The sequence below is a fragment of the Streptomyces ficellus genome (assembly GCF_009739905.1).
GTDB lineage: Bacteria > Actinomycetota > Actinomycetes > Streptomycetales > Streptomycetaceae > Streptomyces > Streptomyces ficellus_A.
In genome coordinates this window covers 2,383,306-2,396,266 of sequence record NZ_CP034279.1, presented here as the reverse complement: position 1 = coordinate 2,396,266, position 12,961 = coordinate 2,383,306, and the positions used below count along the sequence as shown (strand labels likewise).

General features: G+C 74.7%; 11 protein-coding genes. 2 read left to right on the top strand and 9 right to left on the bottom strand.

Translation table 11 applies throughout. The features are described from left to right. Positions 1-12: 12 nt before the first annotated feature. The 5 genes from EIZ62_RS10160 to EIZ62_RS10140 form a co-directional block, all read right to left on the bottom strand. Positions 13-1,248: a C40 family peptidase gene (locus tag EIZ62_RS10160; protein ID WP_156692381.1), complete on the bottom strand. Its 1,236-nt coding sequence runs from the start codon at positions 1,246-1,248 to the stop codon at positions 13-15. A gap of 98 nt (positions 1,249-1,346) precedes the next feature. After that, a complete protein-coding gene (locus EIZ62_RS10155) occupies positions 1,347-3,725 on the bottom strand; it encodes an outer membrane protein assembly factor BamB family protein (RefSeq protein ID WP_156692380.1) in 2,379 nt (792 codons plus the stop codon). Between the two features lie 47 nt (positions 3,726-3,772). Beyond that, positions 3,773-4,039, bottom strand: coding sequence for a hypothetical protein (locus EIZ62_RS10150; protein ID WP_156692379.1), 267 nt, complete (start codon positions 4,037-4,039; stop codon positions 3,773-3,775). A 10-nt stretch (positions 4,040-4,049) separates the two neighbouring features. Continuing rightward, positions 4,050-4,778, bottom strand: a complete 729-nt coding sequence (locus tag EIZ62_RS10145) for a TetR/AcrR family transcriptional regulator (protein WP_156692378.1) — start codon at positions 4,776-4,778, stop codon at positions 4,050-4,052. Between the two features lie 42 nt (positions 4,779-4,820). Beyond that, positions 4,821-5,756, bottom strand: a complete 936-nt coding sequence (locus EIZ62_RS10140; protein ID WP_156692377.1) for an AurF N-oxygenase family protein — start codon at positions 5,754-5,756, stop codon at positions 4,821-4,823. A gap of 160 nt (positions 5,757-5,916) precedes the next feature. On the opposite strand from EIZ62_RS10140, the gene EIZ62_RS10135 reads away from it, so the two are divergent. Next, positions 5,917-7,020 (top strand): ferritin-like domain-containing protein, encoded by a 1,104-nt coding sequence (locus EIZ62_RS10135; RefSeq protein WP_156692376.1) that lies wholly within the window; start codon positions 5,917-5,919, stop codon positions 7,018-7,020. Between the two features lie 35 nt (positions 7,021-7,055). Further along, positions 7,056-7,895: a hypothetical protein gene (locus tag EIZ62_RS10130; protein WP_156692375.1), complete on the top strand. Its 840-nt coding sequence runs from the start codon at positions 7,056-7,058 to the stop codon at positions 7,893-7,895. 7 nt (positions 7,896-7,902) lie between these two features. On the opposite strand, the gene EIZ62_RS10125 is transcribed toward EIZ62_RS10130, so the two are convergent. The 4 genes from EIZ62_RS10125 to EIZ62_RS10110 form a co-directional block, all read right to left on the bottom strand. Beyond that, a complete protein-coding gene (locus EIZ62_RS10125) occupies positions 7,903-9,423 on the bottom strand; it encodes a penicillin-binding transpeptidase domain-containing protein (RefSeq protein WP_156692374.1) in 1,521 nt (506 codons plus the stop codon). Beyond that, positions 9,420-10,760 carry an FtsW/RodA/SpoVE family cell cycle protein gene (locus tag EIZ62_RS10120; RefSeq protein WP_156692373.1) on the bottom strand — a complete coding sequence of 447 codons (1,341 nt, stop codon included), beginning with the start codon at positions 10,758-10,760 and terminating at the stop codon, positions 9,420-9,422. The genes EIZ62_RS10125 and EIZ62_RS10120 overlap by 4 nt, the downstream gene beginning before the upstream one ends. Positions 10,761-10,842: 82 nt before the next feature. Continuing rightward, positions 10,843-12,096, bottom strand: a complete 1,254-nt coding sequence (locus EIZ62_RS10115) for an ATP-binding protein (RefSeq protein ID WP_156692372.1) — start codon at positions 12,094-12,096, stop codon at positions 10,843-10,845. Further along, positions 12,096-12,854, bottom strand: coding sequence for a hypothetical protein (locus EIZ62_RS10110; protein WP_341873937.1), 759 nt, complete (start codon positions 12,852-12,854; stop codon positions 12,096-12,098). The genes EIZ62_RS10115 and EIZ62_RS10110 overlap by 1 nt, the downstream gene beginning before the upstream one ends. Positions 12,855-12,961: the final 107 nt, after the last annotated feature.

Below are 12,961 nucleotides of genomic sequence, written 5' to 3'. Positions count from 1 at the left end.
GACCGCAGGCCATCAGCCCTCGTCGTTCCCCTCGTCCGAGCCGCCCGCCGCGCCGGCGGGGAGCTCCGGCGGGGTGTAGGAGCGCAGCGGCCGGGCCGCCGGGTCGGGGCGGACCGCGCCGAGGAGCGGGTTGGCGGCGATGGGGGAGACCTTGACGCGGGCGCCGGGGCGCGGGGCCTGGATCACCTTGCCGTCGCCGAGGTAGATCGCCACATGGGTGGCCCGGGGGAAGTAGACGACGAGGTCGCCGGGGCGCAGGGAGCGCAGCGGCACCTTCGGCAGGGTGCGCCACTGCTCCTGGCTGGTGCGGGGGATGGCGCGGCCGGCCTTCTCCCAGGCCCGGGAGGTGAGCCCCGAGCAGTCGAACGACTCCGGGCCCTCGGCGCCCCAGACGTACGGTTTGCCGATCTGGTCGGCGGCGTACGCGAGGGCGTCCTCGCCCAGGCCGGAAGGTGTGCGGGCGCCTTCGAGCTCGCCGGTCTCCAGGAGTGCGCGCTGGGCGTCGGCCGTCTCCGTCTCCTCCAGGGCGGTCAGCTCCTCCACCTCGTCGTCCGACAGCGCGGCGAGGGTCTCCTCCACCTCCTTCAGCCGGGCGGTGACGGCGTCGCGCGCCTCCTTCCGCTGCTCGGCGAGGGTCTGTTCCCGGTCCAGGGCCCGGCGGGACGCCGTCGCCAGCTCGTCCGCCCGCTTCTCGCCCTTCTCCAGCCGGGTCACCAGCGCCGCCTGTTCGCGGGTGGCGCGCCGGAGCAGCAGGTGCTGGTCCAGGGCGTGGTCGGGGTCGCGGGCGAGCAGCAGGCGCAGGGGGGAGGAGAAGTCGCTCCGGCCCTGGTACTCGGCCCGGGCCAGCCGGCCGGCCTCGGCGCGGGCGCGGGCGAGGGAGTCGCGGGTCCGGGTCAGGGAGCCGGTGAGCTCCTTCGTCTCGGCGGTGAGGGTTTTCAGCGCCTCCTCGGTGGCGTTGTACGTCTCGGTCGCCTCCTCCGCCTGCTGGTACAGCGTCCGCAGCCGGGCCAGCAGCTCCGGTACGCCGGCCGGGACCGCGGACCCGGACGCGGACTGGAGGGCGGACTCGGGGGCGGCGGACTCGGGGGCGGCGAGCTCGGGCGCGGCCGGCTCGAGGTCGGCCGGACCGGGGGCCGCCGGCTCGTCGGCGGGCGGCTCGGGCGCGGCGGTCGCGGGGGCGGCGGGCAGCGTGGCCAGCAGCGCGATCACGGCGGCGGCGCGTACCGAACGCCGCAGTCTTCCTGACATGTCATCACCTCCGCTCCCACTATGGAGCGGAGGTTGATATGACTAGCGCATTAACTGCGTGAGGGGGCGGATCGGGCCCCCGCGGTCACCCGTCCTGGCTACTCCACCGGCAGCCCGTAGAACGTCCGGTCCCGGCGCACCACCACACCGGCCGCCCCGGCGGCCAGCACGCCGTACCCCGCCGGTGTCTCCCGGCCGCCCGGCTCCCGCACCCCGGCGTCCTGGAACTTCCACAGCCGCCGCCCGTCGCCCGCCGCGAACGCGGTGACCTGCGCACCGTCCGCCGCGAGCAGGGTGCGGCCGTTTCCGCCGACCGTGACGTCCGGCAGGTCCCCGCCCGCCGCTGCCTCCGTCACGCGTCGCCAGCGCGCCCTGCCGGTCGCCGCGTCGACCGCGTACACCGTCTGGGAGCGGTCGGCGACGTACAGCGTGCCGCCCCGCACCTGGGCGCGGCCGAAGCCGGAGCCACCCGCCAGCCGCCACAGCGGGCGACGCGTCCGCGTGTCGAAGGCCTGCAGGCCGCCCGCCACCGCCGCGTACAGCCGCCCCGACCCGTCACCCGCCACCGCACCGCCCGGCACCGCCCCGCCGAACGGCCGGAACCACTGGCGGGCGCCGGTCGCCCGGTCGTGCGAGGAGAAGAGGGCGAGCCCCTTCGCGGCCTTGACCTGAGCGGCCGTCAGCGAGCGCGGGTCCTGTCGCACGACGAGGGCGTCCGGCCGCAGCGCGAGCACCTCGTAGGCGGCGGGGAACGGGGGCCGCCCGTTGGGCACCTGGATCCGCCACAGCTCCTCGGACCGGGCGACGTCGTACGCGACGAGGTACGTGCGGCTCGCGGCGGTCCCGGTGAACCAGACCACCGTGCCGGACTGCCCGGCGACCGCCGCCGGACGCAACCCGCCGGTCGGCGTCACCCGCCCGCGCACGGTGCCGTCCTCCGGCGACAGGAGCCGGAACCCGTCGGCGCCGACGACCAGCAGCGGGCCGTTCCCGACGGCCACGGCGGGGTGCGCGGACGCCGCCTCGGCGCGCTGCCACAGGCGCCGTCCGGTGGCCAGGTCGACGGCCGTGGTGTGGGCGTCGGAGGTGAGGACCAGCGTCCGGTCCCGCCACACCGCGGCGTTCAGCGTGGTCCCGGCGCCCGCCGGGTGCTCGTACGCCCAGCGGGGCCGCGGCGGCACCCCGGCGACGGCGGGACGCGGCCGGGCGGCGGGCTTGGCGTCGGTACGCCGCTCCTCGCCGCCACCGGGGGCGAACGCGAGGACGCCCCCGCCTCCGAGGACGGCGCCGGTCACCCCGGCGGCCAGCCCCGTGAACAGCCCGCGCCGGGAGGTTCCGGCACCGCGAGGCGGAGCGGGCGCCGGCGGCGACGGGAACGGCACCGGCAGGGCGGGCGCCGGTGCCGCCTGCGCCCGCACCGGCGGGGCGGGCGGGAGCAGCACCCCGCGCACGTCGGCCGCCTCGCGCGGCCGGGCCACGGCCGGTTCGGTGGTCCCGGCGTCCCTCCGCCCCTGCCGCCCCACCCGCACGGTCCGCCCGTCGAGGTCCGCCCGCGGGTCCTGTCCGGCGGAACCGGTTTCCAGCAGCGCCGCCACCTGCCCGGCCCGGTCGTCCAGTGCCGCGCGCAGCGGGTCCGGGAGCCAGCCGTCGGGGGCGGGGGGCGAGGCGTCCTCCGGGGCCAGGGCCGCCGCGGCCTCGCCGGCCGTGGGGCGGTCCTCCGGGGACTTGGCGAGGCACCGGGCGATCAGGGGGCGCAGCTCCCGCGGGACGGCGCCGAGGACGGGTTCGGCGTCCGCGATGGCGGCCGCGTCCGCCAGCGGAGGGGTGCCGGTCGCGGCGTACGCCAGCAGCAGCCCCAGCACGAAGACGTCCGACGGCGGACCGGGCTCGTGCCCGGCGACCTGCTCGGGGGTGAGGTAGCCGAGCCGTACCGACAGCCGGCCGGCCGGGCCGGCACTGGCGGACTCGGCGGCGCCCAGCGGGCCGAACGCGGTCAGCCGGGGCCCGTCGGCCGCCAGCAGCACCGTCCCGGGGGCGAGGCCGTGGAGGACCGTGCCGGTCGTGTGGGCCCGCGACAGCGTCTCGGCCAGCCCCGCGCCCAGCACCCGTACGGTCCGCGCGAGCAACGGCCCGGCGAGGGCGACCGCTTCGCCGAGGGTGAGCGCGGGCACGTAGGGGGTGGCCGTCCACAGCGGCGGGCGGTCGAGGGCCGCGGCGAGCATCTCGGGCACCCGGCCCCCGGCGAGCCGCTCCGCCGTGCGCGCCTCGGTGGCGAACCGGCGGCGGAACGCGGCCAGTTCCGCCAGCGCGGCCGGGGCGACGGTGAGCAGCACCGGCGTCCCGTCACCGTCCCGGCCCAGATACCGCACCGCGCTCGCCGACCCGGCCAGCCGGGCGAGCACGGTGTACGCCCCGCAGCGGCGCGGGTCACCGTCCCCCAGGGGTGCGATCGGCTGGAGCGGCGACGACGGGTCCATGCGGAAGCTCCCCCTCTGGCGGCACGGCGGCGCGAATGCCCGTGATCCTACGACTTCCGTGACCAGGGCCACTTCAGCTCGCGCCGCTCGCGGCCCTCGGGCGCGTACTCGTACTTCCAGCCGCGCTGGAGCCCCAGCCGCCTGCTGTAGCCGGCCGGGACGCGGCGGTAGGTGTGGACGGTCGCCGGGCCGCCGTCGCCGTCCGGGACCGGCACGGTGTACCACTTGGGCGGGTGACCGGTCATGCCGGTCAGCACGGGCAGGGCCCGGCCGTCCAGGGGGCCGCCGTGGAAAGGGGTGTTCTCGCTTCTCACGCAGCCAGTGTCACAGCAGGTGCGCGCCGTCGCCCACCACGGGCAGCACCCGGCGTGCCAGGGTGCCCACCGGGCCCTCCGCGGTCTCCTGCGCCAGCAGCACCGCCACCGCCCCGGCGGTCTGCTCGTCGGTCGAGGCGGTCGCCGTCAGCAGGGCGATCAGATGGTCCACCAGCCAGGCGCGCAGGTCCGCCGCGGGCGGCTGCTTGTCCTCGTCCAGCCAGATGAGGGACGCCGCCTCGACCGCGGCGATCCAGGTGCGCACCATCATCCGCAGCCGCGGCCCCGGGTCCGGTACGCCCAGGTGCAGCAGGACCTGCTCGGCGGCGGCGCGCCGCACCTCGTCGACGATCGCGGAGGTCCGGGACGTCTCGGCGACGCTGCCGCCCTGGAGCAGGGCGCTGAACCCGGCGTCGTGCCCGTCGACGAAGGCGAGGTACCGGTCGAGGACGCGGGTGAGCCGCTCGGTCGGCGGGCCCACGGCCGGTTCCGCGAAGCACAGTTCCAGCACGTCGGCGGCGGACCGCAGGGCCGCCTCGTACAACTCCTGCTTGCCGCCCGGGAAGTAGCGGTACACGAGCGGGCGCGAGACGCCGGCCGCCTCGGCGACGTCGTCGAGGGAGACCTCGTCCGGCGCCCGGTGCGCGAAGAGCGAGAGGGCGACGCCGAGGAGCTGGGTGCGGCGCTCCTCGACGCTGAGCCGTCGGTACGCGGGTGCGGGCGTGGCGGCACTGGTCATGCCCGCAGCGTAACTCCGCCCCGTGCCCGGTGGTGGCGGGCTTCAGGCGAGGAGGCCGGAAGCCCGCCACAGCCTGCCCCCGAGGCCCTGGAGCAGGCCGACGTCGTCGAGGAACTCCGTCAGCCGCCGGGCGCCGGACTGCATGACCTCGCGGCGGTGGCCGCTCGCCTTGACCTGGGCGACCGCCTGGCGCCGGTCGAGGCCGACGTTCTCGTACACCTGGGGGTTGACGAAGCAGACGGAGAAGACCCGGGCGGCCTCGCCGCAGCTGACCCGGGTGAGCTCCCGCTCCCAGCGCGGGGCGGTGACCATCTGGCGGCGCAGCTCCTCGCGGGCGTACCGCACGTGGCGGGCCTCCTCCACCACGTGGATGCGGGTCACGCCGCGCACCAGGGTCTGGACGCGCTCGTCGGGGAAGGTGAGGCGCTGCATCCAGTCGAGGATCTCCTCGCCGAGCAGCGTCGAGGCGAACGAACCGGGGGTGGTGGACACGGTCTTCAGCACGCGCGCCATGTTGTGGTAGACGCGAGGCACCCGGTACGCCGGTGCCCCGCCCTTCTGGATCATCCTGGCGAACATCATGGAGTGGCGGCACTCGTCCGCGATCTCGGTGAGCGCGTACCGCACGTGCTGGCTGGTGGCCGACTTGTCGTAGATGTGGCGGACCAGGAGCTGCATCAGGATGATCTCGAACCATATGCCGAGCGAGGCGAGGGACGCGGCCTCGTGGCGGGCCAGGTCCATCCGCTGCTCCTCGGACATCCGGCGCCACAGCGGGGTGTCGTAGAGGGAGACCAGCTCCGGCGGCCAGAACCACTTGCCGTCCTCCAGCGGCGCGTCCCAGTCGAGCTCCTTGTCGGGGTCGAAGGAGTGCTTGGCGCTGGACTCGAGCAGACGCTCGGCGACCTGTTCGCGGTCCCGCAGCGGGCCGAGCGCGTCGCGGAGCAGACGCAGGTCGCGTTCGGGCACGGTCGTCATGTTCTGGGCACCTCGCGCAGTTGGCGTTACTGGGGGTCATCCCTTATGAGACTGCCTGTCAGCAAGAGCGTCAATCCCCTGTGCCCGACTTGTTGACCCGGCGTCTACCAACGTGTGAGCCTGCCAACTACCCGTCAGCGCACAGGCGAAGGAGCCGTCCGTGTCGACGCACGACCTCTACACCAAGGATCCGGGAGAACCGGTCTGGCAGGTCCCGGCCACCGGCTCGGCCCGCTTCAGCTGGGACTACGACGACGGCCGCGACCGGCTGCTCGCCCTCTACCAGAAGGGCAAGGACAAGCAGTGGGACGGCGCCCGGCGCATCGACTGGGACCTGGAGGTCGACCCGTACGACCCCCTCGGCACCCCGGACGAGGCGCTGACCCTGTACGGGACGCGCCACTGGGCGAAGATGACCGAGAAGGACAAGGGCGAGCTGCGCAGGCACTACGCCTCCTGGCAGTTCAGCCAGTTCCTCCACGGCGAACAGGGCGCGATGATCTGCGCCGCCCGGATCGTCGAGTCCGTCCCCGACATGGACGCCAAGTTCTACTCCGCCACCCAGACCATGGACGAGGCCCGGCACGCCGAGATATACGGCCGCTTCCTGCACGAGAAGATCGGGATGCTCTACCCGATCAACGACAACCTCCAGGGCCTGCTCGGCGACACCCTCCGCGACTCCCGCTGGGACATGCCCTACCTCGGCATGCAGGTCCTCATCGAGGGCCTCGCCCTCGCCGCGTTCGGCATGATCCGGGACACCACCGACAAGCCGCTGCCCAAGCAGATACTCGCCTACGTCATGCAGGACGAGGCCCGGCACGTCGCCTTCGGCCGCATGGCGCTGCGCGACTACTACAAGCAGCTCACCGACGCCGAACTGCGCGAGCGCGAGGAGTTCGTCATCGAGGGCTGCTACCTCATGCGCGACCGGCTGCGCGGGGTGGAGGTGCTGGAGAACTTCGGCATCTCGAAGAAGGAGGCGGCCGAGTTCTCGGAGGAGTCCGAGTTCCTCCGCCTCTTCCGCAAGCTGCTCTTCAGCCGGATCGTCCCCTGCGTCAAGGACATCGGCCTGTGGGGCGAGCGGCTCCAGAGGGCGTACGTCGACATGGGCGTCTTCGACCTGGGCGACTCCAGCCTCGACCTGCTGATGACCCAGGACGAGGAGATCGCCGAACAGCTCGACCGCGAACGCTTCGCCACCGAGGAGGCCGAGCGGGTCGCCGAGGTGACGGAGGCGATCACCGAGGGCGGCTCGTGACCGTGCTCGCGGGCCCGTGACGTAGCCTGACGGGCATGACCATGCCGCCTCCGCCCCAGCAGCCGACCGGTCCGTACGGCGCCCACCCCGGTCCCTACGGCGGCGGCCCCCAGCCCGGCCCCTACGGCGCCCAGCCCGGCCCGTACGGGGGCGGCGCCCAGCCCGGCTTCCCGCAGCAGTACCCCGGACCCGGCCCCTACGGCGCCGGACCCGTGCCCGGCCCGTACGGCGCGCCGCCGCCCCGCAGGAAGCGCACCGGCCTGGTCGCCGGGCTCGTCGCCGGGTCGCTCGTCCTCCTCGGCTGCCTCGGCTACGGCGTCACGATGCTCCTCGACGGCGACGACAGCCCCTTCCCGGCGGCCACGCACAAACTCGTCGTCCCCCAGCTGCTCGTGGACGGCGAGTACAAGCTCGCCCAGGACATGTCGGGCACCGAGGGCAAGAAGATCCTGGACACCACCCACAGCCCCCTCGTCCGCACCGAGGGCGCCGCCGTGGCCCAGTACACCGCCGAGAAGGACGGCCAGGTCAAGGTGCTGGTCGTCTCCGGGCTCTACGGCCAGATCAAGAAGCCGGACCAGCAGCGGCGGGCGATGCTCGACGGCGCGGGCACCGCGAAGAGCGCCAAGGTCGAGACCCCGCCGAAGGACGTCACCCCGGCCGGCTCGGACGTCACGGTGGAGTGCCAGGTGCTCACCGACACCGACAGCGCGGTGAGCTTCCCGATGTGCGCCGTGGGCGACGAGAACATCACGCTCTCGGTCGGCGTCGTCGACGCGCTGTCCGCCGGGCAGCAGGGCGCGGCACCCGACCTGGCGAAGGCCGCCGAGCTGACCCTGAAGGTCCGCAACGAGATGCGCACGCCGATCGGCTGAGCCCCGGTCACCGCACCGGCGGCGCCACCGCGCGCCGGTGCGCGCCGAGCCGCTCGGCGTCGCGCCGCTCCTCCTCGCGCAGCGCCGCCTCCATCACCGACCGGGCGATCGGCGCCGCGCTGCCACCGCCGCTGACGTCCTCCCGGTTGGCCGACGCGTCCTCCACGACCACCGCCACCGCCACCGCGGGCCGGCCCGTGCCCGGTCCCTGCGCCCAGCCGATGAACCACGCGTACGGCGTGCCGGTGTTCCCCACCCCGTGCTGCGCCGTGCCGGTCTTGCCGCCGACCCGTGCCCCCTCGATCGCCGCGTTGCTGCCCGACCCGCCGTCGACCACGGACACCATCAGCTGTTGCAGCCGCAGTGCGGTCGGCGGCAGCATCGCCTGCCGGTACGTACGGCGCACGTGCTGCGCGACGGTGTCGCCGTCCGCCGTCGTCGTCCGGTCCACCAGGTGCGGCTGGGCGATCTCGCCGCCGTTGGCGACCGCGGCGGCCACCAGCGCCATCTGGAGCGGGGTCGCCGTGGTGTCGTACTGCCCGATCGCGGAGAGCGCGAGCCGGTCCAGGGTCATCTCGGTGTCGAAGTTGGACCTCGCGACCGCCGACGGGACGCGCAGCGAGGCGTCGTTGAAGCCGAACCGCGCCACCGCGTCGAGCATCCCCGCCGCCCCCACCCTCACCCCGAGATGGGCCATCACGGTGTTGCACGACCAGCGGATCGCGTACGCCAGCGAGGCGTTGCCGCACCCCTTCGCCTCGTTGGGGAGCACCGTCCGCGTCCCGGGCAGCAGATACGGCTCGGGCGCGTCCGTCGGAGCGTCCACGTCCGTCACGACGCCCGCGTCCAGCGCCGCGGCCGCGGTCACGATCTTGAACGTGGAGCCGGGCGGATAGGTCTGCCGCAGGGCCCGGTTGAGCATCGGCTGGTCCGGCGCCGCGTTCAGCCGGGCCCACGCCGCGGCCACCTCACGGCCGGTGCCGGACAGCAGACCCGGATCGTACGACGGGCTGCTGACCAGCGCGAGGATGCGCCCGCTGGACGGCTCGACGGCGGCGACCGCGCCGCGCCGGCCGGCCAGCCCCTCGTACGCGAGGCGTTGCAGCGGCTCGCGGACGGTGGTGACGACGTTTCCGCCGGCCGGCCGGGTGCGGCCGAGGTCGTGGACGAACGGGAAGGGCGCCAGCATGGGACTCGTACCCGACAGGACCGGGTCCTCGGCGTTCTCCAGCAGGGTGGTGCCGTACGTCTGCGAGGCGAGCCCGGTCACCGGCGCGTACAGGGGGCCGTCGGTGTACGTCCGCTCGTGCCGCAGCGGCTGGCGCGTGTCCTTCGACCCGGTGACCGGGACGCCGTCCACGACGATGTCGCCGCGAGGGTCGGCGTAACGGGCCATGACCACGCGCCGGTTGGCCGGGTTGCGGTCCAGCTCCGGCGCCTGGAAGACCTGCACGCGGACGGCGTTGACCAGCAGCGCGGCGAGCAGGAGCAGACACAGCGCAGCGGCGTGCCGGATGCAGCGGATCACCGCACCTCCTCCACCACGGGAAGGACGGCGCCGGGCGGGGCGCCCCGCGGCTCGGGCGCGCGGGCGGAGTCGCTGAGGCGGATCAGCAGGGCGACGATGATCCAGTTGGTGACCACCGACGAACCGCCCTGCGCCAGGAACGGCATGGCCATGCCGGTCAGCGGGATCAGGCCCATCACCCCGCCCGTGATGACGAACACCTGGAGGGCCGGGATCGAGGAGAGCCCGGTGGCCAGCAGCCGGCCGAACGGGTCGCGCAGCGCGAGCCCCGTCCCGAACCCCCGCGCCACCAGCAGCGCGTACAGCAGGAAGACGGCCGTCAGCCCGGCCAGCCCCAGCTCCTCGCCCGCGGTGGCCAGGATGAAGTCGGACTTCGCGGCGAACCCGATCAGCACCGACTCGCCCAGCCCCAGCCCCGTGCCGAGCATCCCGCCGGCGGCGAACGCGAACAGCGACTGGGCGAGCTGACCTGGGCCCCGGCCCGCCTCGATGGAGGCGAACGGGTGCAGCCAGTCCTCCACCCGGCCGTGGACGTGCGGCTCCAGCCCGCCGACCACGAACGCCCCGGCCGAGGCGAGCAGCAGCCCGACGGCGACCCAGCCGGTGCGGCCGGTGGCCACGTACAGCAGGATCACGAACAGCCCGAAGAACAGCAGCGAGGTGCCGAGGTCCCGCTCCAGGACGAGGACGCCCACGCTGACCAGCCAGATCGCGACGATCGGCCCGAGGACGCGCCCGGTCGGCAACTGCACGCCCCACACGCGCCGGCCACTGTACGCGAGGGCGTGGCGGTTGGCCGCGAGGTACGCGGCGAAGAAGACGGCCAGCAGGATCTTGGCGAACTCGCCGGGCTGGAAGGAGAACCCGCCGATCCTGATCCAGATCTTCGCGCCGTTGACCGCCGGGAAGAAGATCGGCACCAGCAGCAACAGCAGCGCGGCGGCGACCGACACGTACGCGTACCCCTGCAGGGTCCGGTGGTCGCGCAGCAGCACGACCACCGCGATGAAGAACGCCACGCCGAGCGTGGACCACACGAGCTGGGTGGGCGCTGCGTGGTCGTCGGGGGTCTCCAGGTCGAGGCGGTAGATGAGGACCAGCCCGAGTCCGTTGAGGAGGACCGCGATGGGCAGCAGCAGGGGATCGGCGTAGGGGGCGCGGAACCGTACGGCGAGGTGCGCGAGGAGCGCCAGCAGCCCGAGCCCCGCCCCGTACGCGGCGGCGTCCGGCGGTACGGCGCCGCTCCGGGCGAGGCCGACGTCGACGTAGCCGAGCACGGAGATGAGGACGGCGCCGACGAGGAGGGTCAGTTCCACGCCTCGGCGCTTTGCGGTCATGGTCCGCAACGTAGCAACGGTTATCCGTCATGTCGGACATGACACGGTTGGCGGTCCGCCGGACCGGGCCGTGCCCCTTCCGTCAGCCGGGCGGTGCCGCCGGGAGCGTCAGGCGGGCTTCCGCGCCGCCTTCGGGGGCGTTGCGGAAGAGGAGCTCCGCACCGATCACCGACGCCTGGCCCGCCGCGATCGTCAGCCCCAGCCCATGGCCCTTGCTGCCGCTCTCCGTCCGGAACCGCTGCGGCCCGTGCTCCAGGAGGTACTCCGGATACCCCGGCCCGTGGTCGCGGACCGTCACCGCCGGGCCGTCCACCGTCAGGGCGACCGGCGGGCGGCCGTGCTTGTGGGCGTTGGCGACCAGATTGCCCAGCACCCGCTCCAGGCGCCGCCTGTCGGTCTCCACGCGCGCGTCCCGGACGATCCGCACCTCCGTCGCGGTGCCCGACGCCCGCACCACCCGCTCGGCCAGCGGGCCCAGCTCGTGGACGTCCAGGTCGACCGTCTCGGTGCGGGTGTCCAGCCGGGAGATCTCCAGCAGGTCCTCCGTCAGCGCCCGCATCGCCTTCACCCGGTCCCGCACCAGCTCCGCGGGCCGGCCCGCCGGCAGCAGCTCGGCCGCCGCGGACAGCCCCGTCAGCGGAGTGCGCAGCTCGTGCGCCACGTCCGCCGTGAAGCGCTGCTCGCTCAGCAGCTTGCCCTGGAGCGTGGACGCCATGGTGTCCAGCGCGCCCGAGACCGTCGCCACCTCGTCCTCAGGGTGCGCCGGGTCCCTGGTCCGGGGGTCGTTGACGCGGGCGTCCAGATCGCCCGCGCTGATCCGCCGCGCCACCTGCGCCGTCAGGTGCAGCCGCCGGGTCACGCGGGTCACCGCGAAGGAGCCGACCAGCAGCGTCGCGCCGATCGCCAGGACCGAGGAGCCCAGGATCGCCTTGTCCAGCCCGCTGATGGTGCTCGCGCTCAACGAGTAGTCCACCCGCACCGCGAGCGCCCGGCCGTCGGCGGGCCCGGCCGCCCAGATGGTGGGCCGGCCCTCCGGGTCGTCGGCCACCACCGTGCCGCGCTCGCCCCGGACCGCCAGGGCGCGCAGGCCGGACGGGATGCCGTCCGGGTCGACGCCCGCGTACCGCGGCAGCGGCTCGCCCGCCTCGTACGCGCGCGTGACCTCCTCCAGCCGGTCGAGCGCCTTCTCACGCGCCGTGTCCACGGTCTGACGGGTCACCGACACGTGCACCAGCGCGCCCAGGAGCGCGGCCAGCGCACAGCACATCACCGTGATGAAGACCCCGGCCTTCCAGGTCAGCGTGGCCATCCAGGCCGGCGGCCGCAGGCGCCGCATCAGGCACCGCCCGACGGCGACGGGGACGGGGAAGGTGACGCGGACGGGGGCGACGGGGACGGCTCCGGCGGCGCCGGCTTCACCCGGACGATCTCGTCGCGCGTCGGCAGCAGCGTCCGCTGCCGGCCGTCCCACGACCAAGCGGTCCGGTACTCGTACCCCGGGATGCCCGCCGAGACCACGCGCACGACCAGGTCCCGGCCCGCGAGCTGGACGCCCACGACCTGGTCGACGGTGGACATGATCCGGGTCAGGCCGCCCTTCTCCGGCATGTACACCCGCAGCCCGGTCTGCTGCTCCGGCATGCGGATGCCGACGATCAGCTCGTCCTCGCCGTCGCCGGTGAGGTCCCGGTAGTACGGCGCCATCACCGGGCACCGCCGCGGCGAGCGCGCGCACTCCCGGATCGCCGTCGCCGTCTCCGCGTACATCCCGTCCGGGCCGCTGTACTCCTCGGGGTGCGCCGCGACCTCGGCCTGGACGACGGCGACCGGGTCGACCCGGTGGACGTCACCGCCGGGAACCCTGACGCCCGGCACCTGGGCACTGTCGCTCTCGCCGTAGTCGTACGGCGGCGCGGTCACCGGGGGCATGTCGGGCCACAGCCGCACCGGGCCCACGGCCGTCGGGGTGGGGCCCGCGCTCTCGAGCCCGCCCGCGTCGTCGCACCCGGACAGCAGCGCCGACCCCAGCAGGGCGGCCACCGCCGTGCCGGGCAGCAGCAGCGCCGCGTACACGGCCGGGCGGTGCGGACTCACGGGGCTCCTGACGGGCGCGGCGCCCGGGGGCGGCGGGGTCGGTCGGTCTTCCCGTAAACCTTATTCGTACGGAAGTCCTTTTTGTCGACCCGGCCCGTCCCCACGGG

Coding starts and splice junctions, on each gene's coding strand:
- EIZ62_RS10160 (WP_156692381.1), bottom strand. CDS start 1,248: ATGTCAGGAAGACTGCGGCGTTCGGTACGCGCCGCCGCCGTGATCGCG.
- EIZ62_RS10155 (WP_156692380.1), bottom strand. CDS start 3,725: ATGGACCCGTCGTCGCCGCTCCAGCCGATCGCACCCCTGGGGGACGGT.
- EIZ62_RS10145 (WP_156692378.1), bottom strand. CDS start 4,778: ATGACCAGTGCCGCCACGCCCGCACCCGCGTACCGACGGCTCAGCGTC.
- EIZ62_RS10140 (WP_156692377.1), bottom strand. CDS start 5,756: ATGACGACCGTGCCCGAACGCGACCTGCGTCTGCTCCGCGACGCGCTC.
- EIZ62_RS10130 (WP_156692375.1), top strand. CDS start 7,056: ATGACCATGCCGCCTCCGCCCCAGCAGCCGACCGGTCCGTACGGCGCC.
- EIZ62_RS10120 (WP_156692373.1), bottom strand. CDS start 10,760: ATGACCGCAAAGCGCCGAGGCGTGGAACTGACCCTCCTCGTCGGCGCC.
- EIZ62_RS10115 (WP_156692372.1), bottom strand. CDS start 12,096: ATGCGGCGCCTGCGGCCGCCGGCCTGGATGGCCACGCTGACCTGGAAG.